The 23,521-nt window shown below is 59.1% G+C and carries 20 protein-coding genes; 8 read left to right on the top strand and 12 right to left on the bottom strand.

Annotation, left to right across the window (positions count from 1 at the left end; genetic code table 11):
• Nucleotides 1–6 precede the first annotated feature (6 nt).
• The 3 genes from AC13Q5_RS14230 to AC13Q5_RS14220 form a co-directional block, all read right to left on the bottom strand.
• The gene (locus tag AC13Q5_RS14230) at nt 7–1,179 is read right to left on the bottom strand and encodes a lactonase family protein (RefSeq protein ID WP_488502064.1); all 1,173 of its coding nucleotides are present in this window, start codon (nt 1,177–1,179) and stop codon (nt 7–9) included.
• 69 nt (nt 1,180–1,248) lie between these two features.
• A complete protein-coding gene (gene kdgD, locus AC13Q5_RS14225) occupies nt 1,249–2,157 on the bottom strand; it encodes a 5-dehydro-4-deoxyglucarate dehydratase (RefSeq protein WP_488502063.1) in 909 nt (302 codons plus the stop codon).
• 38 nt (nt 2,158–2,195) lie between these two features.
• Complete coding sequence (locus AC13Q5_RS14220; RefSeq protein WP_488502062.1) at nt 2,196–3,170, bottom strand: mannonate dehydratase; 975 nt, start codon at nt 3,168–3,170, stop codon at nt 2,196–2,198.
• Nucleotides 3,171–3,660: 490 nt separating this feature from the next.
• Between AC13Q5_RS14220 and AC13Q5_RS14215 the strand changes: the two genes are divergently transcribed.
• The 5 genes from AC13Q5_RS14215 to AC13Q5_RS14195 are packed head-to-tail and all read left to right on the top strand — an operon-like array spanning nt 3,661 to nt 8,770.
• On the top strand, nt 3,661–5,256 hold the full coding sequence (locus tag AC13Q5_RS14215) for an ABC transporter substrate-binding protein (RefSeq protein WP_488502061.1): 1,596 nt from the start codon (nt 3,661–3,663) through the stop codon (nt 5,254–5,256).
• Between the two features lie 20 nt (nt 5,257–5,276).
• Entirely contained in the window at nt 5,277–6,305 is a 1,029-nt protein-coding gene (locus AC13Q5_RS14210) for an ABC transporter permease (protein ID WP_488502060.1), read from the top strand.
• Complete coding sequence (locus AC13Q5_RS14205) at nt 6,302–7,204, top strand: ABC transporter permease (RefSeq protein WP_457880356.1); 903 nt, start codon at nt 6,302–6,304, stop codon at nt 7,202–7,204. The genes AC13Q5_RS14210 and AC13Q5_RS14205 overlap by 4 nt, the downstream gene beginning before the upstream one ends.
• The gene (locus AC13Q5_RS14200; RefSeq protein ID WP_488502059.1) at nt 7,191–8,036 is read left to right on the top strand and encodes an ABC transporter ATP-binding protein; all 846 of its coding nucleotides are present in this window, start codon (nt 7,191–7,193) and stop codon (nt 8,034–8,036) included. The genes AC13Q5_RS14205 and AC13Q5_RS14200 overlap by 14 nt, the downstream gene beginning before the upstream one ends.
• Entirely contained in the window at nt 8,033–8,770 is a 738-nt protein-coding gene (locus tag AC13Q5_RS14195; RefSeq protein ID WP_488502058.1) for an ABC transporter ATP-binding protein, read from the top strand. The genes AC13Q5_RS14200 and AC13Q5_RS14195 overlap by 4 nt, the downstream gene beginning before the upstream one ends.
• Nucleotides 8,771–9,452: 682 nt before the next feature.
• Here the strand turns inward: AC13Q5_RS14195 and AC13Q5_RS14190 are convergent.
• The 5 genes from AC13Q5_RS14190 to AC13Q5_RS14170 form a co-directional block, all read right to left on the bottom strand.
• Nucleotides 9,453–10,085, bottom strand: a complete 633-nt coding sequence (locus tag AC13Q5_RS14190) for a phosphoribosyltransferase family protein (RefSeq protein ID WP_488502057.1) — start codon at nt 10,083–10,085, stop codon at nt 9,453–9,455.
• Nucleotides 10,075–10,755 (bottom strand): energy-coupling factor transporter transmembrane component T family protein, encoded by a 681-nt coding sequence (locus tag AC13Q5_RS14185; RefSeq protein ID WP_457880364.1) that lies wholly within the window; start codon nt 10,753–10,755, stop codon nt 10,075–10,077. Before AC13Q5_RS14185 ends, AC13Q5_RS14190 begins: the two co-directional genes overlap by 11 nt.
• Nucleotides 10,752–12,275, bottom strand: coding sequence for an ABC transporter ATP-binding protein (locus AC13Q5_RS14180; RefSeq protein WP_488502056.1), 1,524 nt, complete (start codon nt 12,273–12,275; stop codon nt 10,752–10,754). Before AC13Q5_RS14180 ends, AC13Q5_RS14185 begins: the two co-directional genes overlap by 4 nt.
• A gap of 19 nt (nt 12,276–12,294) precedes the next feature.
• The gene (locus tag AC13Q5_RS14175) at nt 12,295–12,867 is read right to left on the bottom strand and encodes an aminotriazole resistance protein (protein WP_075854359.1); all 573 of its coding nucleotides are present in this window, start codon (nt 12,865–12,867) and stop codon (nt 12,295–12,297) included.
• A 459-nt stretch (nt 12,868–13,326) separates the two neighbouring features.
• Nucleotides 13,327–14,040 (bottom strand): phosphoribosyltransferase family protein, encoded by a 714-nt coding sequence (locus AC13Q5_RS14170; protein WP_488502055.1) that lies wholly within the window; start codon nt 14,038–14,040, stop codon nt 13,327–13,329.
• A 143-nt stretch (nt 14,041–14,183) separates the two neighbouring features.
• Between AC13Q5_RS14170 and AC13Q5_RS14165 the strand changes: the two genes are divergently transcribed.
• Together AC13Q5_RS14165 and AC13Q5_RS14160 are read left to right on the top strand one after the other, a co-directional pair.
• On the top strand, nt 14,184–15,116 hold the full coding sequence (locus tag AC13Q5_RS14165; protein WP_457880368.1) for a LysR family transcriptional regulator: 933 nt from the start codon (nt 14,184–14,186) through the stop codon (nt 15,114–15,116).
• 547 nt (nt 15,117–15,663) lie between these two features.
• Nucleotides 15,664–16,038 (top strand): hypothetical protein, encoded by a 375-nt coding sequence (locus AC13Q5_RS14160; RefSeq protein WP_487247465.1) that lies wholly within the window; start codon nt 15,664–15,666, stop codon nt 16,036–16,038.
• A gap of 74 nt (nt 16,039–16,112) precedes the next feature.
• Here AC13Q5_RS14160 and AC13Q5_RS14155 read toward each other — a convergent pair whose 3' ends face one another.
• Complete coding sequence (locus tag AC13Q5_RS14155) at nt 16,113–18,461, bottom strand: methyl-accepting chemotaxis protein (protein ID WP_488502054.1); 2,349 nt, start codon at nt 18,459–18,461, stop codon at nt 16,113–16,115.
• A gap of 343 nt (nt 18,462–18,804) precedes the next feature.
• Entirely contained in the window at nt 18,805–20,004 is a 1,200-nt protein-coding gene (locus AC13Q5_RS14150; RefSeq protein WP_488502053.1) for a DUF3422 domain-containing protein, read from the bottom strand.
• Nucleotides 20,005–20,252: 248 nt separating this feature from the next.
• Here AC13Q5_RS14150 and AC13Q5_RS14145 point away from each other — a divergent pair, with 248 nt between their 5' ends.
• Nucleotides 20,253–20,801, top strand: a complete 549-nt coding sequence (locus tag AC13Q5_RS14145) for a VOC family protein (protein ID WP_457880374.1) — start codon at nt 20,253–20,255, stop codon at nt 20,799–20,801.
• Between the two features lie 20 nt (nt 20,802–20,821).
• On the opposite strand, the gene lpdA is transcribed toward AC13Q5_RS14145, so the two are convergent.
• Nucleotides 20,822–22,210, bottom strand: a complete 1,389-nt coding sequence (gene lpdA / locus AC13Q5_RS14140) for a dihydrolipoyl dehydrogenase (RefSeq protein WP_488502052.1) — start codon at nt 22,208–22,210, stop codon at nt 20,822–20,824.
• 4 nt (nt 22,211–22,214) lie between these two features.
• Nucleotides 22,215–23,519: a dihydrolipoamide acetyltransferase family protein gene (locus AC13Q5_RS14135; RefSeq protein WP_488502051.1), complete on the bottom strand. Its 1,305-nt coding sequence runs from the start codon at nt 23,517–23,519 to the stop codon at nt 22,215–22,217.
• Nucleotides 23,520–23,521: the final 2 nt, after the last annotated feature.

Here is a 23,521-nt window from a genome sequence, read left to right as displayed (position 1 = left end):
TTCTTTTCAGGGAAGATTGACGATTTCCACCCAGTTCGCGCCGGCGTCGACGGGATAGCGGTCGATCGACGTGAGCGCGCCGTTCGCTTGGTCGATGGCATAGACGGTGATTTTGTCGGATTTCTCCCCGGTCGCGATCAGGAAGCGGCCCGACGGATCGATGCGGATGCCGCGCGGCTGTTTCTCGGTCGGATAATTGGTGACATAAGTGAGGTTTCCGCTCCCGTCCCCGACATGGAAGAGCGCGATCTTGCTGGTGGTTCGCTCGGTCGTATAGAGGAATTTGCCGTTCGGGGTGATGCCGATATCGGCTGCCCAGACCTTCGGCTTGCCGTCATCAACGGACGCAGCCGCCGGCGTCGTGACGCTGAACGGCGGCGGAGGCGGCGGGGCAATGCCCGGAGACAGGCCGGCATCATCCGGAACGGACGCGACGCTTTCGATTTCGGTAAGCGTCCCCTTTGCCGGATCGAGGCTGTAGTGGATGACGTGACCGGTCAGTTCGGTGACGACATAGACCGACTTGCCGCCCGGAGAGAAAATGATGTGACGAGGTCCGAAACCCGGCTTGGTCGCGATCTCAGGCGGATTGTTCGGCTCCAGCATGCCGGTCTCGGGATTGAGCACGAACTGCAGCACGACATCGGAGCCGAGATTGGTCGCAAAGACATATTTGCCTGTGGGGTCGCTGACGATCGAATGAGCATTGCGGCCGGTCAGGATCATCTGGCGAGTGCCGTTCGTCACGCGGCCATCCGGATCGATCGGCAGGACCGCGATCTTGTTTCCGCCGTAGGAGGAGGCAAAGAGCAGCCGCCCGGAGGGATCGGCCGATACATAGGGCATGCTGTCGGGCAGAGCCGCGACCGCCGCCTGCGTCAGATTGCCGGTTGTGGGATCGATCGCCAGCGTCAGCACCCGGTAAGGCTGCGAACGCACGACAGCGTAGAGATGTTTCTTGTCAGGCCCGACAGTCATCGGCATGACCATCTTGCCGGCATCGAAGGTCGCCACCGGTGTCAGGGTGCCGGCCTTTTCGTCCATGCTGTAGCTGTCGATCTTTCCGTCCGTCGCCGCGGAGACGTAGACGAATGTCTTGGCAAGCACGCCCTGTGTCGCCGCAAGCATTGCCGAGGCGCCTATGACCGCGGCAAAAATTCCAGATGATAGCCTAATCACGAATGTCCTCCTCCTGCAAAAGGTGATCGTCGGCACTGCCGACGATCACTTGCTCCCTTTGGCTACGCTTCACGCGGCCTTGGCTGTCTCGATGATCTTGGCGAGCGCCGCCAGCTCATCCGGCGTCAGATCGGTTAGCGGTGGGCGCACCGGACCGGGATCCTTACCGAGAACATACAAGCCGGCCTTGATGATAGAGACCGCATAGCCCTTCTTGCGATTGCGTAGGGCGACGAACGGGAAGAAGAAGCCCGTGAGGATTTCATCAACTGTTGCCTGATCTCCGCTCCGCAACGCGCTATAGAAACGCTGGGCAAGCGCGGGAATGAAATTGAAGACGGCGGAGGAATAGGTCGTCACGCCGGCGGCGAAATAGGCCTGGGCATAGACTTCGTGTGTCGGCATGCCGCCAACATAGACCAGGCGATCCTGGAGCTTAGTGGTGATCTCAATTACCTTGTCGACTTCACCGACGCCGTCCTTGTAGCCGATCAGATTCGGGCATTCGTCGGCGAGCCGCGCGATGCTGTCCGCGCTGAGCACCGCATTGTCGCGGTTGTAGACGATAACGCCGATGCCGACGGATTGGCAGACCGCCTTGACGTGCGCGATCAGGCCGGCCTGTTCCGCAAACATCAGGTAAGGCGGCAGAAGCAACAGACCATCGGCTCCCGCCTTCTCGGCGGCCTTGGCGATCTCGATGGCAAGCGACGTGCCGTAGCCCGTTCCCGAGATGATCGGCGTATTGCCTGCGGATGCCTTTGCGGCGCGAACGACCTGCGGGATTTCGGCGGGATTGAGGGAGAAGAACTCGCCGGTTCCGCCGGCGGCAAAAAGGGCGGCGGCATCATAGCCTGCCAGCCATTCGACATGGCGGCTGTATTTCGCCTCGTCGAATTTGAGGTCGCTGTCGAAATGGGTGACGGGAAAGGACAGCAGACCGCTGCCAACCGCCTTTTTCAGTTCAATCGGGTTCATCTTGGAATCCTATTATCGATTGGTATAGGCAATGGGTCTCAGACGCCTTCGAGCGCCTGAACGAGGGCGGCGATGTAGCCGTAGCAGAAGGCGAAGGCGACGCCGGTCGGATCCCTGCCGCTGATGGTCGGCACATGATCGGGCATCAGCATGTATTGATAGCCGACTTCCTTGTAGACCTTGGCGGAACGAACCATGTCCATGTCGCCCTCGTCAGGGAAGGTCTCCATGAAGGAGAGCTTGCCGCCGCGAATGTTGCGGAAATGGACGTTGAAAAGCTTGCCGCGCGTACCGAACCAGCGGATGATGTCGTCGATCTCCTCGCGCGGATTGTCGAGCATCTCGCCGACCGATCCCTGGCAGAAGTTCAGCCCGTGATAGGGGCTTTCACGCATCAGCACGAATTTCTTCAGGCCTTCGACTGAGCCGAGCACGCGCGTGACGCCACGATAGCCCGGCGGCGTATAGGGATCGTGCGGATGGCAGGCGAGACGGACGCGATTGCTCTCCGCCACGGGCACAACACGCTCCAGGAAATAGTCGATCCGCTCCCAGTTTTCGTCTTCCGACAAGACGCCGGCAAGACCAGGGGCTGCCTGGTGGTCCGCTCTATCCCAGCGGAAGCTCGCATTCATCGAACCGCCGCGTCCCGGTTCTTCCGGCGTACGCGGGATACCGATGAGATTGAGATTGTATTTTGCCGCGGGAATGCCGGCCGCCGCCACATCTTCGATGAGCTTGCAGACCGCATCGATCTGGCGATCGCGATCCGGTCCGGCAAGCAGAATGTCAGGATAGGATGCCTTTTCGATCGGCTGAGACGGCAAGGGAAGCTGGATCATATCCAGAATCAGCCCGAAGCTTTCGACCTTGTCGCGAAGGCGCTCAATATCGGACAGCGTCCAGCTCTCCGGCTTTCCCGGCGGGTCCGCACATATATGCTTCAGCCCCAATTGCGCGAAAACGCGATAATCGTCGTCATCGCGCGCCTCGACCTGTGTTCCTACATACACCGAGCGTCTCTCCCATGAGGTTGGTCTATATCATATGACATAATATGAATTTTTCGAGGTGTCGAGAGCTATTGCCGCTTGGCGAGCATACGATGGCGCCACGGGCCTGTCGCCGCATGCACCCACATTGTCTGTCACGCATGTTCAGAGCCTTGACCTCCGATCACCAACGGGATTTTTAGCCGTTGCCCGGCATGGATTTTGCCGAGGCCGGCGCAATCGCTGACATCGAAGGCCGCCTCATCTCCAGCCTTGTCCAAAAGCCAGCCGCCCGTCTGATACCCTTTACCGCCAAGCCATATGGCAACTGATCGATTGCCCGTTACGCCAGTTTCAGGCGACTCGGGTCGCATGTCGCCATTTTTGACCCTCGTTCATTCGCATCAAGCCATCCGCATGGCCTTGCAAACATCTTCGATCTTCGATAAATCATAATATGACATGCGCATAACATCATACGTATTATATACTATTCGAGGGAGGAAGCATAATGAAGCACTTTTCGAAGGCCATGTTTGTAGGCGCTGCAATCGGCATGCTGACACTGGCCGCGCCGCAGCTTCAGGCGGCTACGCCCAAAGATCAATTGGTGATCGGCACGTCGCTCGCGCAGGTGCTGTCCCTCGATCCACAGCAGGCCACCGAACCCAAAGCACTCGAAATCCTTGCCAATCTCTACGATCGACTTGTCGCAACGACCGCGGATGGCAAGATCGTGCCACAGCTGGCGGAAAGCTGGACGGATGACGGCAAGTCGCTGACGCTGAAATTGCGGGATGCCGCTTTCGCTTCCGGCAATCCGGTCACCGCCAACGACGTCGTCTTCTCGCTGACCCGGCTGGTGAAGCTCAACCAGTCCGGTTCCTCCTATTTCAAGCGCATTGGTTATTCCATCGAAACGATCGCCAATCAGATCCATGCGGTCGACGCCAGGACGGTGCGTATCGACCTGACGGACAAGGTGACGGCCGAAGGGTTGCTTTATCGGCTAGCACTCGGCGTTTCGAGCGTCGTCGATAGCGTCGAGGTACAGAAGCATATTGCGAACGACGATTCCGGAAACGCTTGGCTGCGTACCCATTCGGCAGGTTCCGGGCCGTTCACGCTGAACAAATGGACCCCGAACGAGATCGTCATTCTGGATGCCAACAAGACCTATGTCAGCGGCGCGCCGAAAATGCGGCGCGTCATCATCCGCCATGTGCCGGAAAGCCAGGTCGAGCGGTTGATGCTGGACCGTGGCGATATCGATATCGGCAATGCGCTCTCCAAATCCGATCTCGAGACCTTCGAAACCAAGAGCAATTTCGTCATCCAGCGCGTACCGACGGGTGGCTTCTATGTGCTGGCGATGAATGCGGGCAACCAATATCTCGCCAACCCCAAGGTTCGCGAAGCCATTGCCTATGGCATCGACTACAAGGGCATCGAGAAGACCATCATGGGTCCTTACGGCCGGGCACGAAACATCCCCGTTCCGGAAAATTTCGAATATGCACTGCCGAATCCGGACTGGCACCTCGATGTCGCCAAGGCAAAGCAATTGCTTGCGGAAGCAGGCTTCAAGGACGGCTTTTCGCTGACGCTCAAGACGATCTCGCAGACGCCACGCATCGATCTGGCAACCGCCATCCAGGCCTCCCTCGGCCAGATCGGTATCAAGGTCGAGATACAGCAGGGCAATGGCTCCGAAATTATTGCCGCTCACCGCGCCCGCAACTTCGACCTGCTGCTGCCGCAGACGAGCGCGCTGATGCCGAACGTTCTCGGCTCCATGGATGATTTCGCCAACAATCCCGACAACCGGCTGGAGGCCAATAATGCCGGCAATTTTGCCTGGCGTTCAGCCTGGGATATCCCCGGACTGACGGCGCTTGCGGAAAAGACCTCGGTAGAGCCCAATGCCAAGAAGCGGGCCGAACTCTATACCCAGATGCAGCAAATGTTCGTCGATCTGAAACCGGCGCTCCTGCCGCTTTTCGAACGGTTCGAACCCCTTGTTCTCTCTGCCAGGGTCAAAGGCTATCTCGGACATCCCAACCAGATGACCCGCCTTGAAAACGTGACCAAGGCTGACGCCGAATAAGCAATCGAAGGCAGCCGATCATGAAGGAACTATCCGTAGCCGAATTCGGCCGACGCATCGCGCATCTGATCGTCAGCCTGTTCATCCTCCTGTTGGTCACCTTCGTGATCGGCCGCGTCCTGCCGGCCGACCCGGTGGGGGCGATCGTTGGCGAGCTGGCCGATCCCGCCGCCTATGCCGCGATGCGCCAGCGGCTCGGACTGGATCTCCCCGTCTACGAGCAATTCTTCATCTACCTGAAGGGTCTTGCCCATGGTGATTTCGGCACGGCGATCCTGACGGGAAATCCCGTCTCCGCCGATCTTGCCCAGGCCTTTCCCGCGACATTCGAGCTTGCGACGCTTGCAGTCATCATCTCGACCTTCGTCGGCGTGCCGCTCGGTCTGGTGGCGGCGCTGTTCCGCGACCGGCTGATCGACAAGATCGCGCGTGTCGTCTCTCTCGTCGGCCATTCCATTCCGGTCTTCTGGTTCGGGATTGTTGGGCTTGTCGTCTTCTATGCAGGCCTGAACTGGGTCGGCGGCCCTGGCCGGGTCGATGTCTATTACGAGGGCATCGTCACGCCGCAAACCGGCTTGCTGCTGGTGGACAGCCTCCTGCAGGGCGAGACGGATATTTTCTGGAATGCACTCAGCCACATCATCCTGCCTGCCTTCATTCTCGCCTATGCGGCAGTCGCCTATATCACCCGCATGACCCGCAGCTTCACTTTGGAGCAGCTCAGCCAGGATTATGTGATTGCCGCCCGCGCCAAGGGCGTCGGTCCGGCGCGAACGATCATCGGCCATGTTCTCCCGAACATCGCCGTGCAGCTCATCACTATTCTCGCCATCTCCTATGGCGGGCTGCTCGAGGGCGCGGTGGTGACGGAAATCGTCTTCTCCTGGCCGGGGATCGGCCAATACATGACGAACGCCCTGATGATCGGCGACATGAATGCCATCCTTGCGGCGACGATCATTGTCGGACTTTTCTTCATGCTTTTGAATTTCCTAGCGGATATCACCTATGCGGTCTTCGATCCGCGCACCAGGGAGGCCGTCCGATGAGCGACGCGATCCATGCGGACGTGACCGTCCGTCCACCGAATGTCATGAGCCGCATGATGGGCTCGCTGAAAAGCGCCGGCGGCAAGCTTGCCCACGAACCACTTGGCCTTGCCGGCTTCATCATCCTCGCCCTGCTATGCCTGATCGCGATTTTCGCGCCGCTGCTGGCGCCCTATGATCCGAATGTGCAGGTGCTTTCGGATGCGTTGAAGCCGCCAAGCCTTGCACATCTGGCCGGAACGGACGAGTTCGGCCGCGATATCCTCAGCCGCCTGATCTTCGGCACGCGCATCACCATCCAGACCGTGCTGTCGATTTCGGTGATCGTCGGTCCGATCGGTCTTCTGATCGGCGTGGTTGCCGGCTTCTTCGGCGGCCGTATCGATGCGCTCCTGATGCGCGCCACCGATATCGTGCTCTCCTTTCCGTCGCTGATCCTGGCGCTGGCCTTTGCCGCGGCACTCGGTGCCGGCCTGACGACTGCCATCATCGCCATCTCGCTGACGGCGTGGCCGCCGATTGCAAGACTGGCACGCGCCGAGGCGCTCGTCGTCAGGAACACCGATTATGTCGCGGCGGCGAGGCTCTATGGCGCCTCCAGGCTGCGTATCCTGTTCTTCTACATCGCGCCGATGTGCGTCCCCTCGGTCATCGTGCGCCTGACGCTCAACATGGCAGGCATCATCCTGACAGCGGCGTCCCTCGGCTTCCTCGGGCTAGGCGCCCAGCCGCCCGCCCCGGAATGGGGTGCGATGATTTCCAACGGACGCAAATACATGCTCGATTTCTGGTGGGTCGCCGTCATGCCCGGCATTGCGATCCTTCTGGCAAGTCTGGCCTTCAACATCGTCGGCGACACACTGCGCGATATTCTGGATCCCCGCCATGCAAGATCGTGATCCCCATCCCATCCTCTCTGTCCAGGGCCTGAACGTCCGGTTTGGTCGCAACTCCCTGGCGGCGGTCTCCGATGTCAGCTTCGATGTCGGGCGCGAGCGCGTTGGGATCGTCGGCGAATCCGGCTCCGGCAAATCGACGACCGGGCGTGCGGTCATGCGCCTGCTGCCACCAAGCGCGAGCATCACGGCCAAAGGCATGACGCTCGACGGCATCTCCCTGCTCGACAGGTCGGAGCGCCAGATGGGCGCCCTGCGCGGCAAGGATATCGCTTTGATCATGCAGGACCCGCGCTATTCCCTCAATCCGGTGCTGACGGTCGGCAAGCAGATCGCCGAGGCGGCGCAGCTGCATCTGGGCTTGCGCAGAAGCAAAGCGCGTGATGCGGCGCGGGCCATGCTTGAGCGCGTCCGCATCAGCGATCCGGACCGCGTGATGGCGCTTTACCCGCATCAGATCTCGGGCGGCATGGGGCAGCGCGTCATGATCGCGATGATGCTCCTGGCAAAACCAAAGCTTGTCATAGCCGACGAGCCGACGTCCGCACTCGATGTCAGCGTGCGCAAGGACGTGCTCACCCTGCTCGATGAGCTGGTGCGTGAGAATAATTCCGGGCTGCTGCTCATCAGCCACGATATCCGCATGGTCGCGGCCTTCTGCGAGCGCATCATCGTCATGTATTCCGGCCGCATCGTGGAGACGCTGACCCGTCTCGAAGATGCGCAGCATCCCTATACGCGCGGGCTGATGTCCGCATTGCCGGACCCGCACAGGCCGGTGCGGCGGCTAGCGGTGCTCGACAGGGCAAAGCTTGATCTGGAGAGCAACCGATGATTAGCGTTCGCGATCTTGATGTCGTCTTTACATCCGGCAAGACGAAGAACCATGTCGTCAAAGGGGTAAGCTTCGATGTCGGCAAAGGAGAGACGCTCGGCATTGTCGGCGAGTCCGGATGCGGCAAGTCGACCGTGCTGCGCTGCCTCGCCGGCATGGAAAAGGGATGGTCCGGCGACATCGGCCTCGCCGGCAAGGCTGTCGGCAAGACCCGCACGCGGGATGAACTGCGGCATGCGCAGATGGTGTTTCAGGACCCCTATGGCTCGCTGCATCCCCGCCATCGTATCGGCACGGCGCTTGCCGAGCCACTGCGTGCCATGGGGCATGACGATGTCTGGGTTAAGGTCGAAAAAGCATTGCGCCAGGTCGGGCTGCCGACAGCCTTCGCCAACCGCTATCCACACGAGCTTTCCGGTGGACAGCGCCAGCGTGTCGCCATCGCCCGCGCGCTGATCCTCTCGCCGCCCATCCTGTTACTCGACGAGCCGACCTCGGCGCTCGACGTGTCGATCCAGGCGGAAATCCTCAATCTTCTCGCCGACCAACGCGAGGAGCGTTCCCTGACCTATGTCCTCGTCAGCCATGACCTGGCCGTCATCGCCCATATGTGCGATCGGGTGCTGATCATGAAGGGTGGCACCTTCGTCGATGAACTGACCAAGGCGGACTTGCAGGCCGGCACGACGCACGACGCCTATACACGCGAATTGTTCGAAGCGAGTTTCCTTTGAGGCGGACATGGCCGATATATGATCGCTCCAGTCATTGCGCAAAATCGACACCGGGAGCCGGTCGCAGTGCGATCCCCGTCAAGATCATGATTGCGATTTTCCTGGACGCGTTGATGTATGGCCACTCACCCAGTTTCTATATACTCCATGACACTAGTGGCTTTGCATTCATCATATGATCCTGTAGTCGAAGGCAGATGACGCACAAGTTTCTTGCTCTCCTCCTGATCGGTCTTGCGCTTTCCGCATGCGAGCAACACGGCACCGAGGCTGTGGATTGCCCATCGCAAGGGCCTAACCTGGAAGCCCAGGGTCCCAATGGGGTGTATGAGTTCCGCGAGGACTGTGAACCCAATGCCTTGACCTGTATCGATCCTAACAAGAAGGCGCGAACGGGTGACGGCACCGTCATCTGCAGGCTTCGGAAGCAATAGAGGTTATCTGCAAGTCTACCGAATTCTTGCAAAAGAGATCAGTCCCTTTTCGCTTTTGCAGCAAGTCCGATAGCAGGCCTTTGCCTGCTATTCCCCGTGTTCAGCGCAAGACTGTGATTGGTGTGATTTGCACCACCTCACAACGCTATCGGATCAATATTACGCCAATCGTTCGCACCGCATGGCGATCGCAATAAACCGGCGCCTGTGATGAAGCCAAATGCCCCATTTGAGCACAGGAACGGGTCTCACGTGCCGGGAATTGGCTCCCAGGCCGAATTGCCGGTATTGGAGAATTGGGGGATGTGGGCGAGGCTCTGAATGAGGTCGCAATCGGATCCCAGCGTCTCCTTCCAATCGCCAGCCTCAGTCAGGATAACGCCAATGCCGACGACCTCGGCACCGGCCTTGCGCACCAGTTCCAGCGAACCCTTGAGGCTTGACCCGGAGGCGACCACGTCGTCGACGACAAGCACGCGCTTCCCCTTGAGAAGAGGTATCGCCGCGCGGTCCAGCAGCAAGCGCTGCTCGCCCTTGGAGGTGATGGACGAGATGCGTTGTTCCAGCGCATTTGCCAAATGGATCTTCGGCGACTTCTGCAAGACGACATAATTGTCGAGGCCGAGCGCACGCGTTACTTCAATGGCGACGGGAATACCAAGTGTCGCCGTGCCGACCACAATGTCGGGCTTGAGCGATGCGAATTTGGCCGCAAGCTTGACGCCGACATGCTCGCCGAATTTCACGCCGAGATCGATGACCATCATGAGGGAAATGGCAAAATCCGGCTTGATCGCTACGATTGGCAGATCAACGGCATAGCCGGCAACATCGACCTTCCAGTTCTGTCCGGTTCTCGGGTCCATGGTCTCAGAGGTCATTGGTCTTATCCTTCATGCTAAGGCGTTGCTCGACCATCAAGCCGACTTCTCGCCAGGTTGTTCGCTTGTGTTTCAGATCATACCCGTAAAGGGTGAGGGAAAACGAGATGGCATGCGCCATGCGGATCGCCTGGACGAGCAGCGGAATGCCGCGTGCCAGCGCGAAGCGCAATTTCGTCGGCAGGCTGACATCGTCGATCTCCATGCCGCGAGAACGCTGAGCATCTGCAATGCGCTCGAAATCGTCGCGCAGCATGGGAATGACGCCGAAGGTCAGCGACAGGACGAGCGTGGCAATGGACGGCAGCCGCGCAGCGCTTGCCGCCGCCAATATTTCGCCCGGCGAGCTTGTCTCCATGACGAAATAGAAGGCGGCTGTCGTCGTCACCAGCCTGGCGGCCATCGCCGCCGCGACCGACAAGGCCTCGGGTGTCGAAAGACCCTGTAGCCAGAGATTTATCATCCAGCTCACCATGACCATGCCTGTCAGCAGCGTGGCGCCGTTGACGTAGCCACGGAGACCGGGGACCTTCAAGCCCCATAGAAGGGCCAGGCAGATCAAAGCAAGGGGTACGCCGAACCGCCAGTCCGGGGCAAACCAGGCGGCCAGCATGATGATGAAGGCAATTCCCAGCTTGATAAAGAAATTGAGCTCATGAAGCCGCGTCATGCCATGCTCCATGCTGTCATATCGTAAGGCGCTTGCCAGCCCAGGGAACGGAAGGGACTGCTTTGCCAGCCGTCTTCGGGCACTCCCTCGAACGCGATCGTGCCATTGTCGAGGATCATCAGGCGGGTGGCCAGATCGTCGACCAGTTCCAGATCATGCGAGATCAGCATGACCGCCCGCCCCGAAGACTGCATTGACGAGATGAAAAGTTCCAGCATTTGCCGGCCTTTGATGTCTCTGCTCAATAACGGCTCATCGATGATGGCAACAAGCGCGCCGGTCGCATCGGCGCAAGCAAGGCCCAGCAACGCCTGTTGGCGGGCCGAAAGAGCAAACGGATTGGCTTCCGCCAGCTCGGAGAGCGCGTAACGTTCCAGCGCCGCCGTGGCGCGCGCAATGACGGCCGGATCGTTCGACGACGCACTCGATGCCGTAATCGCAAAGATCACCTCACCGAGTACTGTCATGTTGAACAGAATATGGCGCATGTTTTGGGGAATATAGGCGATCTTGCGCGCCCGCGCTGCGACAGACCAGTCGTCGGCCTTTGTCCCGTCGAGGAGAATGGAACCCGAAGTGGTTTTCACCAGCCCGAGGATCGATTTGAACAGCGTCGTCTTGCCAGCGCCGTTGCGGCCGATAAGCGCCAACACCTCTCCAGCCCGGACATCGAAGCTGACGTCCTTCAGCACCGGGTTTCCACGCGAGCGGGAAAGCTGGCTTGCCAATCCCGAAACAGTCAGTAGCGGACGGCCCGGCTCGACGGTCTGCCGCGCGGACCGGGAACGCATCGGCGGCAGAATGCCGGCCTCGATCCAGGCGGCATCCTCTCTAAGTACGGTCTCCACCGGCATGCTTGCAGAAACGCCGCCGCGACGCAGCAAAGCGATGCTGTCTATCACGGTGCATAGTGCCAAAGGGTCCTGCTCCGAGATCAGCAATGTCGGAGTGCTGTCCAGCACTTTCTGCAGGATGTTGGAGAGCCGCACGCGCGCGGCCGGATCAAGCCCGGTCGTTGGTTCGTCCAGCACAAGGATCGATGGGCTCGAGACGATTGCCGCAGCAATGGTGACCATTCGCCGTTCACCCCCCGAAAGGGTCAGAACCCGACGGCCGCTCAAGGCCTGCAATTCGAACTCGGTCATCAGTTCGGCGAGCCGATCCCGGATCGTGTTTCGCTCGACGCCCTTGTTTTCCAGCGGAAAGGCGATGACATCCTCAACGCAGATATCCCAAAGCTGGTCTTCGCTATTTTGCGACACGAAGCCGATCGCGCCGAACAGCTCTTTCTTTGTGAAGGAAAGCAACGGACGGCCATCAAGCTCCACCTGCCCGGAGAATTCGGCAACTGGAATAAGGCGCGGGATCAGGCCAGCGGCAACGCCGAGCAATGTCGACTTGCCGCTGCCGGCTTCACCACAGACGAGAAGTCGTTGCCCCTCGTCGAGCATACAATTGGTTTCGGCAAGCACCGGTGCGGCACCGCCGAAACCAATCGTCAGATTGGCAATATTGAGCACTTGTTGATCCAGATTCGGTTCAGAAGCGCTTGAAACCGGTGGGATGAGCACTCTTCAGAATTTTCAGGGCCGGGATGATTAGAAGCGGCGTGCCGACGACCATGGGCACGATGTCGGACAGGCCGAGATAACCAAAACCCCACCAGAACGGGAAAATGCCGAGATAGGCAAGGCTTGCAGACACCGCCGCCACCATAACCAGTCCGACGACGAGGCAGACGACGGCAATCTTGATCAGCGTGCTGCGATCGAAGGCCGTCTTGGCCGGATCGAAAAGGAGCCCGGGCACAAGGCCGGTCAAGCCAACCATGATGCCATCGACGAGAAGCGAATGCGCAGGTATGAAGGTGCCGGCCAGAAGCGACCAGACGATGGTGCCGAGATAGCCGCAAATGAAGCCGCTGCGCCAGCCGAGAAGAATGCCGATCACCGATGGCAGGAAGGCGAAAATGCGCCACTGAATGACGCCGGGGACGAGCTGGATCGGATTGGCATAGGCCCAAAGCACGCCAGTCGCAGCCGCTGCCACGATCGAGAGAACGATGGGAAAGAGTGTATTGCCGTCTGTTTGTGATACGGTCGCTGGTTGCATGATCTTGGTCCCTTTAAAAAGTAATTTCCAGAAATTCTCGGAAAACCCATTGGTACGGCTCCCCGCGATCATTCAGGCGCAGTTCGCGCTCTTTTATTGACGCATCCCGTCACTCAAATCCCGCACTCCGTCCAACCACGAACGGAGGCCAGGACATCACACTCTATCGACCCTCGGGGTCCCTTACAGGTCATCGCTCTGGCCCCTAAAACTCACAGGGGACGATGGAAATAAGGCAGCGTAACGCGCAGATTGGAATTGCAAATAGGAATGAATTGCCCGCTCACGAAAGTTCTCTCCAAAACTCAAATGACGTACAGGAAATTCAAATCACAAAACCACTCATGATTGCATATGAAATCTGATGTAACACACGCAATATCGGCAGGCCAATCCAATCATTCGCACGGCGCCCAATGGTTGTGGCAAAGATAGCTCAGCAAGTCGCTGGCGCCATGCTTATATCCGCGCGACGTCTTTCTGGGCCACGGAACGTCTCCGCCGGATCTGCCCGATAGGCTTGTTGACCAAAGCACGGTCTTTCGTCCAAGCATCCTTTTCGGTCGCGGCATCCGGCGTCGCCACTCCATCGACAATATCAAACTGCGGAATATGGCCCAGACTGGTCACCAGCTTGGCGTCCTCTCCGAGCAGGTCCCGCCAAGAATGACCTTCGGTCAGAATGGCGCCCGCCCCAATTATGTTTGCGCCGGCACGACGCACAAGCCTGATTGCCGCCGCCATGCTGGAACCGGTAGCGATGACATCATCGACAACGAGAACACGTCTGCCTTGAAGCAGCTTTATCGAACGGCGATCCAGCAGAAGACGCTGTGGTACTGCGGTCGTGATGGAGCGAACATCCTCAACCAAGGCGTCCGCAAGGTGAAATTTGGGTGATTTCTGCAAGATTACATATCGATCGATGCCAAGGCGCCGCGAGACCTCGATGGCGACAGGGACGCCCAAGGTGGCGCTTCCAACGACGATGTCAGGCCGCAACTGCGCAAAATGACAGGTAAGAGCGTCGCCGACGAGATCTCCGAACCGGATACCCATGTCGATTACCATCAGCAATGCGATTGCCCGCCGATCGCTCAGCTGGACGATCGGCAGGCTGAAATTCTCGCCGGCAATCTGTACCTGATGGGTTTGCGGGGTCTCCAGATACATACTTGCGGCCTTCTTGGCACCATTGATTGCATTCAAATTATTGTCTTAATAGACACTAGGTCACACAATTTTTACAACCAACAAAATTCGTCCGGTGTGTTTCCTTTTCTTCAACGAGGTATACCTCCCGAATGAGCAGACTCATGTTTTCTCGCTTCGCGCACTACCTCGACGAGATCGCCAACCATGGCTCGATCAGAAAAGCCGCGGAAAAGCTGAATGTGTCGGCTTCGGCGATCAACAAGCAGCTCATCAGCGCCGAGGAGGAATTCGGTGTTGCCCTGTTCGAGCGCCTGCCGCGCGGCATGCGGCTGACATCGGCGGGCGAACTGCTCGTCAACGGCTACAGGGAATGGAATAAAGACCTTTCCCGCATCAAATCCGAGATCGAAGAACTGAAGGGGCTGCGCCGCGGCGAGGTGAAAATAGCCGCCGCCCAAGAAACCGTGCCCGATTTTCTGCCCGCAGTGATTGCGCGGTTCACGAAGGATCATCCTCGTATCCGCAATGCGATCGCAGTGGAGGATTCCGATCGCGTCCGGCAGCTGGTCAGGGACGGAGGCGCAGACTTCGGACTGACCTTCAGCCCCCTGCCCTTACCGGGGGTCATTGTTACGCGCTCCGCCGACTTTCATCTCATCGCCATGCTGCCCGCAGATCCCGGCGTAGAGCAACCGGACAGCATCTCCATAGGCGAATTCTTCAAGAAGCCGACGATCGTTCCCGACACCAGCAGTCATCTACGGGATGTCGTCGACATTGCAGCGGCGCGCATCGATATCCGCTTTCAGCCCGTCTTGACGACCAACAGCCTGTCGCTCATGCGTTCCATGGTCCGCGAAGGCTGCGGTTACGGGGTTACGGCGCTCGCTTCCGGCATGACGCTCCCACATGAGGACGGATTACACTACGCTCGCATAGCCGACAGCGGCTTGCCGCCAATGGTACTTTCCCTGATCGTTGATCCCAGGCGCAATCTCTCGATGACATCCATCATTGCCCGCAGGTACTTTGAGGAACATCTCGATGAGATCGCGGTTCGAGCCGGAAAAGCACCCCCGCATTCATTGGAGTAGTCAGTCTTCTATCCGGGCAAGCTGCCCGCTGCACGACGACCGCATCTATCATGGCACTACCTCGTCTCCATCAGGATTTATCAATCAAAGGTAGCAGACATCGCGCTTTCCACGGCAACCCGAGATGTCAGCGCTCGTGTCCTTTTTCGTAAGCGACATGCCGTGGCGCCGGCGCTCGGCATTATCCATGCGTTGCGAAAGTACTCCGGAGGCCGCGGAAACAAGCATCGCTGCGTATTCGGACAGAGGTTGTCAAGGACACCCTGCCGTTGAAGAAAAGGCAACACACCGAACGAATTTTGATGCTTGCAAAAGTTGCACAAGCTCACGCCTATAGGGGACAATATCTTCTAATGCTAATTCTCGAGGTAGCAAGGGAATGGCGAATGATTATACCCCATACGAGTCCTATAGAAGAGCACGAACGAGACTCCGCCTTGTTCCCGCGCCAGAGCCGCGCCTCATCGAACGGCAAACGGAAGGCATTCCCCTGCCTGAGGCCAAGTCATATCTTTTAAGCACAACCGACGGAACAATCCGGTCGGTGATGCTTCCCGCCGGCAATCGGATCGAGCACATCCACAAGTTGGTCGGCTCCAACGGGGTCGATGTCGTTCGCATCGAGGACTCTCATCTTCTCTATGCCGACAATAACAGTCTTACCGACGGGCTTTCCAGCGTAGCGGATTTGAAGGGCCACCCCGCGCCGCTGGCTGGCAATCTGTTGATCCTTGGCAAGGATGAAAGCGGCAAGACCGCAAGCGTCCGAGCAAGCATCGACGATGTCGCTTCCTGGTTTACGATCATTCGCCCGGTTTTCCTGCCCGTTTTCGAGACCCTGTGCGAATCTCAAATTCTCAGCACGCGCGTCATCCGCCTGGATGTTCGCATTGAACGGTCGATCCCAAATGTCATCGACTAGGGCCTGAGAAGATGTGCTGTCTCACGCTACGATTCGGCTCATAGGACAGCGCCCTCCCGGAGAAGGTAAGGCTGTCAGAAATCCTCCCATACCGGACTTGCCGCTGGTGAAGTCTTTCCAAAAGCGGAGCGCAACTTCTCGCCCAACGCTCTCTGACCGGAAAGCTCCGCGCCCCTGTTGGGAGTTGCAGATGTCTTCAGGGGTGTTGCAGCTTTCTCTCGGGGAGAAGCCGCCAGCTGCACCACCTTTCCTGCCGTATGATCCAATTTGAACTGAGCAAGACGCGCGGACAACGATGAGACTTCACTTGCCAGCGTATGGGTCGCGGCATTGGATTCCTCGACCATTGCGGCATTTTTCTGCGTTGCCTGGTCCATCTGATTGACGGCGGTGTTGATCTCCTGAAGCCCGGTCGATTGTTCTCTTGCCGATTGCACGATCGCCTGCACATTGCTGTCGATCGATTGCACCTCCTGAACGATCGCACGAAGCGCCTCTCCCGTCTGACCGACGAGATTGACGCCTCTTTTGACCTGATCGCCCGACGAATGGATCAAGGCCTTGATTTCCTTTGCTGCCGTGGCGGAACGCTGCGCCAGCTCGCGGACTTCCTGGGCAACGACCGCAAAGCCCTTGCCCGCCTCGCCCGCGCGCGCGGCCTCGACGCCGGCATTCAGCGCCAAGAGATTGGTCTGGAAAGCAATGTCGTCGATGACGCCAATGATATTGGAAATGGACTGGGAAGACTGCTCAATGCCATTCATGGCCTCGACCGCGCTATGAACGATCTGACCCGACCTCTCGGCGCTATCCTTGGTACGACCGACCAGTGCGGCGACCTCTTCGGCACGCGTGGTGGAATCCTTGATGGAAGTCGTGATCTGTTCAAGCGCTGCGGCGGTCTCCTCGACGGAAGCTGCCTGCTGCTCAGTTCGCCTGGCCAGATCATCCGCACCCGTGCGAATTTCCTCCGATCCGCACTGAATCACCGACGCGTTTTCGGAGAAGGAGATCATGGCCGCCTGCAGTTTCTCGACCGAGGCATTGAAATTGCCACGAATTTCATCGAGGGCCGAGGTGAAGGGCTGATTGAGCCGCGCGGTCATGTTTCCGTCGGAAAGCTGCTCAAGCCCGGCGGCCAGCTCGCCAACAGCGAATTTCACTTCCGCTTCCTGGGCGTCGCTGATGCGGACACGCTCCGCCTGCTCGGCCTCTTGTGCGGCGCGGCTGGTTTCGGCCTCTGTTTCGAGCCGAACCTTTTCGCGATTATTTTCCAGCAAGATGTGCAATGAGCGGGAAAGGTCGCCGATTTCGTCGCGGGCCGCGCGATCCCTGAGCGTGACGTTCAGATCACCGTTGGCAATCTGGTCGGTTTCAGCGATGACATTCTCGATGCGGCGAATGAAGCGCCGCGCGATCAGCCAGCCGGCAAGACCGAGGAGAACAGTGGCGATCGAGGTCACTGCTATTGCGTTTCTGACCACACTGTTGACCTGCGCAAAAAGCGTGGCTTTCGGTACGGCAACGATCGCGTACCACGATATGGCATCGGTCAGCTTTACGGGCTCAGCAACAGCAAAATAGGCAGTGCCGTCAGCGCTGGTGATTTCGCGCTCCTTACCGGGATTGGCGATCAGCTGGTCCCAGCCGGCCGTCTCGGCGCCGCCATCTTTTATGTTCTTTCCGATCAGCGCCGCGTCGGGGTGGCTGATCATGCCGCCCCCAGCAGTAACCAGGCTCATGAAGCCGGTCCCCATTGGGTGTATGGCGGAAATCGCCTTCTGGGCATCGTCGAGGGCCATGTCCAGGCCGGCCACGCCCACAGGCTTTCCGCCGATCATGATCGGTTGGGCAATGGAGGTCATCAGCACCTGCTTGCCGTCGATCGCATAGGAATATGGCTCGATGACAACGGTCTTTTGCTGGGTGAAGGGTAGCTGATAATAGTCGCCAGCACCCGATACCGTGTAGTCCGCGAGAGGAACATGGGTGATCTGGCCGCCGCTACGAACCCAGTAGGGAATATAGCGGCCGGTGGCATCATGGCCTTCCTTGCCGACGAAATCCCTGTCCTTTCCATCGAAGGCATTCGGCTCCCAGCCCGTCCAGACACCAAGGGCCATCGGATTATTCACGAGCATATTTTTCAGGATTGCGTCTGCGGTTGTTCGGTTCGCATCGCCGGCGTCCTTCATGGTTGCAAGGACGGTCTCCAGCGAATTGACGACAGCAATCGCCGTGCCAAGGGCCTTTTCCGATCCGGCTGCGGTCGTGCTCGCGATCTGGCGCATCTGGTCGAGGCTCGATTGGCGAACGGTCGTGTAGGCTGAATCAAACAGGATGGCGGACGCGGCCACCGTTGCGATGACGCCGCACGCGGCGACCGAGAAAATATTGCGGCTAGTTGCGGATTTCAAAATCATATCACCACCTTGTTGGGTGGCGTTGCGATCGCGCGGCGCGCCCCCCGCGTGCCTCTGACAGAAATAATATTCCGCAAGCGGCAAACAACGATCCAGGCCGCTTGTATCAGGATGATGCTAGATATTCTTGATTAAAATTCGGTATCCGCAGGTATAGATGTCACCGCCAAAACCAATATGACTTTTAATCATCAACAAAGCTCCGGAAGCATTTCTCGGAATTTAACGATTTTGACGGAATGAATGCCGCGGAATGGATATCGCAACGCAAAATTAGAAATATCAATTATATTTCATTTGCCTGATACGATCACCCATCGGTGTGAAGGCGTACCGAACGGCTTCAGGATTTCAGCGCGTGCCGGACCCTCAGGATCGCGAGGGCAACCGTTCCGATCACCACGGGAATAGAGATCAGCATGTAGATTGGATCGATATGAATACCGGCATGATCCGCCGTCTCGATCGCGACCTTGATCAGGCTCAGGAGATAGTAGCTGATCGCGATGATCGACAGACCCTCCACCGCACGCTGGATCTTGACCTGGGTTTCGGCGCGCTCGGCCATGGCCTGGATCTGAATCGCGTTCTGAACCTCGATCTCCACTTGGATACGGGTCTGGAGCAAGTCGATCAAATGCATGGTCGCATGCGACAATTGCTCAAGTCGCAGCGCAGTCGCCTCACAACTTCTGATCGCGGGCTTGAAACGGCGCGCGACGAACACGCCAAACCTCTGAAAACCCGCGACATGGGTTTCGCGCAACTCGGCTATGCGCTCCTCGACGATCTTGGCATATGCGGCCGTTGCGCCAAAGCGGTTGCGCGTCTGCGCCGCCGCGGAGATCACCTCTGCGGAAAGCTGAGAAATTTCATCGAGCAGTCGCTTATGGTCTTCCGCGGAAGTCGACACGTGCCGATTGGTCAACTCGACAAGCTTTCGGTCGTAGCCACCAAGAACAGGACCAAGCCGCCGCGCCTCCGGGAAGCCCAAAAGCGCCATGACGCGATAGGTCTCGATTTCATATATTCTGCGCACCATGCGGCCGAGCCGGTAGGCGTTGAGGTCATGATTGAAGAGGATCGTCCGGCTGGTACCCCTCTCTCCGACGCGAAAGTCCGAACAAACGAGTGCCGCTCCGCCGCCAATGGTGGACGCCGCCGTATCGCCGAATTGGAACGTCGAAAGGAGAGGTCCGAGTTCGCTCGGCGCCGATCCGCAAATGAGAATTTCCAGTCGGCAGATGAATGACCAGTCGGCCAGACCGGCGACCCGTGCCGCCTCATCGATCTCCAGGGAGCCCGAAGGCCAGATCGAGGGATCGGCCTCAAGAGGCGTAACCCGGGTGACGGTGACGAACTCGGTGTGAAATTCGATCTGTGTTCGAGGACCTTCGATTGCATCCTCGGCAACGACGACGCGGTGGCTCAGGTCTGAGATCGACGGTGACGTGCCCGACAGAGCTATATGCTCGACGAGCGCCGGACCCGAAAAGTAGATCGATGGTCGCGCGTGAAGTTCCGAATTGAAATCGACTGCCACCGTTTTCGCTCCCCCAAGCAAATGCCTGCCTTAATCGTATGCCGGCCATTGCGGCAATCGGCAATGCTTCGATCCCTGCGACAGAGTGTCCCGAGGTTTTGAAGAGCCGCCTTATTCGGCCGGATTTGGACATAAGGTAAGCTCGACGCAACCAACATTGATCGCATGACTTGCGAACCGAGACTTTCGGTAGAAAATAGCGGCGAACGCGCGATCAGGCTCAGAGAACCACATAAAAGGGGAGTTGCATGACAAATGTCGCAAGCACGGGGTTGCCGGGCCTTCTGGGGCAGGATCACACGGGCATCACTGTTCCCGATCTCGATGAAGCGCTGGATTTCTTCGTCCGGATACTCGGCTGCAAACATGCCTACACATTCGGCCCGATCGGTGATGATGAGGGCGATTTCATGCGCCGGGCGCTGGGCACTCATCCACGCGCCCGCATCAGGCGTGCCGCCCTTATTCGCATCGGTCACGGCTCCAATCTGGAACTCTTCGAATATGAAGCACCGGACCAGCGCCGCCTTGAACAAAAGAACAGCGACATCGGCGCCTTCCATGTCGGACTTTACGTCGAAGACATTCAGGCGGCCAAGGCTTACCTCGACGCGCAAGGCATCACGACCCGCCTCGGCCCGCTCCCCATCAGCGACGGGCCGAATGCCGGACAGAGCATTCTCTATTTCCAGTCACCCTGGGGACTGCAATTGGAGGTCATCAGCTATCCCGGGGGCATGGCCTACGAGAAGACGGCCGAAACCATTCTTTGGTCGCCAAAATCTCCAGAAAAGTGATGATCCGCACGGACACCAGCTCAGATGTGCAGGGCATGGCCGAGTGCCTTCAACGCGGCCTCTTGCAGGCTTTCGCTGCGGGTCGGATGGGCGTGAATGGTGCCAGCAATGTCTTCCAGCCTGGCGCCCATCTCAAGCGCCAGCGAGAACGCGCTTGACAGTTCCGAGACACCGGCACCGACTGCCTGCAGACCAAGGACCAGATTCGAGTCCGCACGCGCCACCGCCCGCACGAAGCCGTCTTCCGACTGGGTCGTCATCGCGCGGCCGTTGGCACTGAACGGAAAGAGACCGACGCGGATTTCGTAACCTTGGACCCTTGCCTCCTCAGGCGACAGTCCCGCGGTAACAATCTCCGGATCCGTAAAGCAGACAGCCGGGATCGCGCGCTTGTCCCAGACCCGCTTGCGGCCGGCAACGATCTCCGCGACCATCTCACCCTGCGCCATGGCGCGATGGGCAAGCATCGGCTCGCCGGTAACGTCGCCGATCGCATAGACGCCGCGCATGGACGTGCGGCAGTGCTCGTCGATCCGGATGAAACGGCCGGCGCGATCAAGATCGAGCTCTTCGAGACCCCAACCTTCTGTGCGCGGCTTGCGCCCGACGGTGACGAGAACCTTGTCTGCAGCGATCCGCTCCTCCTCTCCGGCAGCGGTCTCGATCAGCAGCGCCTCTCCCGAATAGGCCTTCGCCTTTGCCCCCGTCAGCACATGCACGCCAAGCTCACTAAGGCGCTTGGCAACCGGTTTGACGAGTTCGGCATCATACTGCGGCAGGATCTGCGCCATCGCCTCGACCACCGTGACCTTCGCACCCATCTTGGCGAAGGCGGTACCGAGTTCCAGGCCGATATAACCGCCGCCAACGACGGCGAGCGTGCTGGGGACACTCGGAAGCGACAGCGCTTCCGTGGACGAGAGGATCGCTCCGCCGAAGGGCAGCGACGGCAACTCCACGGGTTCGGAGCCTGTCGCAATGACAACCACTTCGGCGCGGATGATCTGGGTTCCGGTCTCGGTCTCGACCTCGACGGTCTTGCCGTCACGGAATTTAGCCTGTCCGTGCACGATCTTGACCTTGGCCCTGCGCAAGAGACCGAGCACGCCGCTGTTCAACCGGCCGACGATACCGTCCTTCCAGCGCATGGTCTGGGCGAGATCAAGCTTGGGTGCCTCGACCGTAATGCCGAGCGCATTGGGGCTGGTCATGTGGCTGACCTTTTCGAACTCCTCGGCCGCATGGATCAGCGCCTTGGAGGGAATGCAGCCGATGTTCAGGCAGGTGCCGCCAGCCTTGGTAGATTCGACGATCACCGTATCGACACCGAGCTGACCGGCGCGAATGGCGCAGATATAGCCGCCGGGGCCGGCACCGATGACGAGGAGCTTGCAGACGATTTCTTTCATGTCATCAACCTTCGATGAAGATCAGTGCGGGGGTTTCCAGCAGCGCCTTGATCCGCTGCACGAAGACTGCCGCATCCCAGCCGTCGACGATCCGATGGTCGAAGCTCGACGAGAGGTTCATGATCTTGCGCGGGATGAACTGGGTGCCATCCCAGACAGGTCGGGTCATGATCTTGTTGACGCCGACGATCGCCACTTCCGGATGGTTGATAATCGGCGTCGTGACAATGCCGCCAAGCGCGCCGAGCGAGCTGATGGTGATCGTGGAGCCAGAAAGCTCCTCGCGTGCCGCGGTACCGTTGCGGGCGGCCTCCGCGAGGCGGGCCAGTTCGGCCGCAACATCCCAGATCGACCTTGCTTCGGCGTGGCGAACAACTGGCACGGTGAGGCCAGATGGCGTCTGCGTGGCGATGCCGATATGGACGGCGCCATAGCGGGTGACAACGCCGGCATCGTCGTCAAAGGTGGCATTGACACCAGGCTGTTCGCCAATCGTCTTGACCAACGCCCGCATCAGGAACGGCAAGATCGTCAGCTTCGGCTGGTCAGGCTTGCGCCCGGCGTTCATCGTCCCGCGCAGATCCTCGAGGTCTGTGACATCAACCTCCTCCACATAGGTGATGTGGGGGATGCGCGAGCTCGCGAGACGCATCTTCTCGGCGATGCGACGGCGCAGGCCAGTGACCTTGATCTCTTCGATGTCTGTCTTGCGGGCAAGCCCAGGTGCGACAACGGCGACGGGCTGGGCACCCCGCGCAATGAACTGATCGAGGTCTTCATGCGTGATGCGACCAGCCGGGCCTTTACCGATCACCTGGCGCAGATCGACGCCGGCCTCCTGAGCCCGCAAACGCACGGCAGGCGAAGCCAGCGGCCGCTCTGCCGGCTCGCGAGCGGCGAGACGCTCCGCGATTTTTTCCGGCTGAATGACCTTGGTCTCGGTAGCCGGCCTGGCCGGAGGCGGCGCGGCCGGCTTAGCCTCTACAGGCTTCTCTTTCGCGAGCTCGACCTTCGCAGGCGGCTCATTCGTAGCGGAGGAAGCCACGCCGGCTTCACTCCCACGATCCCCGGCGACCTGGATACGCAGCAACGGCGCCTTGACAGCGACCGTATCGCCAACATCGGCGCCAAGCCAGAGCACGACACCTTCGACCGGAGAGGGAATTTCCACCGTCGCCTTGTCAGTCATTACAGCAGCGAGAATCATGTCCTCGCGCACCGGGTCCCCCGGCTTGACATGCCATTCGACCAGCTCCGCCTCGGCCACGCCTTCGCCCACATCGGGCATCTTGATGACAAACTCGCCCATCC

The sequence above is a fragment of the Martinezella sp. CNPSo 3964 genome, assembly GCF_057784375.1.
Note: the sequence above shows the minus strand (reverse complement) of the source record. Positions and strands in the feature narration are given on the sequence as shown.

What these genes read in the sequence shown, in the direction of transcription:
- kdgD (WP_488502063.1), bottom strand. Translation starts at nt 2,157, where the DNA reads ATGAACCCGATTGAACTGAAAAAGGCGGTTGGCAGCGGTCTGCTGTCC.
- AC13Q5_RS14215 (WP_488502061.1), top strand. Translation starts at nt 3,661, where the DNA reads ATGAAGCACTTTTCGAAGGCCATGTTTGTAGGCGCTGCAATCGGCATG.
- AC13Q5_RS14210 (WP_488502060.1), top strand. Translation starts at nt 5,277, where the DNA reads ATGAAGGAACTATCCGTAGCCGAATTCGGCCGACGCATCGCGCATCTG.
- AC13Q5_RS14205 (WP_457880356.1), top strand. Translation starts at nt 6,302, where the DNA reads ATGAGCGACGCGATCCATGCGGACGTGACCGTCCGTCCACCGAATGTC.
- AC13Q5_RS14200 (WP_488502059.1), top strand. Translation starts at nt 7,191, where the DNA reads ATGCAAGATCGTGATCCCCATCCCATCCTCTCTGTCCAGGGCCTGAAC.
- AC13Q5_RS14195 (WP_488502058.1), top strand. Translation starts at nt 8,033, where the DNA reads ATGATTAGCGTTCGCGATCTTGATGTCGTCTTTACATCCGGCAAGACG.
- AC13Q5_RS14190 (WP_488502057.1), bottom strand. Translation starts at nt 10,085, where the DNA reads ATGACCTCTGAGACCATGGACCCGAGAACCGGACAGAACTGGAAGGTC.
- AC13Q5_RS14185 (WP_457880364.1), bottom strand. Translation starts at nt 10,755, where the DNA reads ATGACGCGGCTTCATGAGCTCAATTTCTTTATCAAGCTGGGAATTGCC.
- AC13Q5_RS14175 (WP_075854359.1), bottom strand. Translation starts at nt 12,867, where the DNA reads ATGCAACCAGCGACCGTATCACAAACAGACGGCAATACACTCTTTCCC.
- AC13Q5_RS14170 (WP_488502055.1), bottom strand. Translation starts at nt 14,040, where the DNA reads ATGTATCTGGAGACCCCGCAAACCCATCAGGTACAGATTGCCGGCGAG.
- AC13Q5_RS14165 (WP_457880368.1), top strand. Translation starts at nt 14,184, where the DNA reads ATGTTTTCTCGCTTCGCGCACTACCTCGACGAGATCGCCAACCATGGC.
- AC13Q5_RS14160 (WP_487247465.1), top strand. Translation starts at nt 15,664, where the DNA reads ATGCTTCCCGCCGGCAATCGGATCGAGCACATCCACAAGTTGGTCGGC.
- AC13Q5_RS14155 (WP_488502054.1), bottom strand. Translation starts at nt 18,461, where the DNA reads ATGATTTTGAAATCCGCAACTAGCCGCAATATTTTCTCGGTCGCCGCG.
- AC13Q5_RS14145 (WP_457880374.1), top strand. Translation starts at nt 20,253, where the DNA reads ATGACAAATGTCGCAAGCACGGGGTTGCCGGGCCTTCTGGGGCAGGAT.
- lpdA (WP_488502052.1), bottom strand. Translation starts at nt 22,210, where the DNA reads ATGAAAGAAATCGTCTGCAAGCTCCTCGTCATCGGTGCCGGCCCCGGC.
- AC13Q5_RS14135 (WP_488502051.1), bottom strand. Translation starts at nt 23,519, where the DNA reads ATGGGCGAGTTTGTCATCAAGATGCCCGATGTGGGCGAAGGCGTGGCC.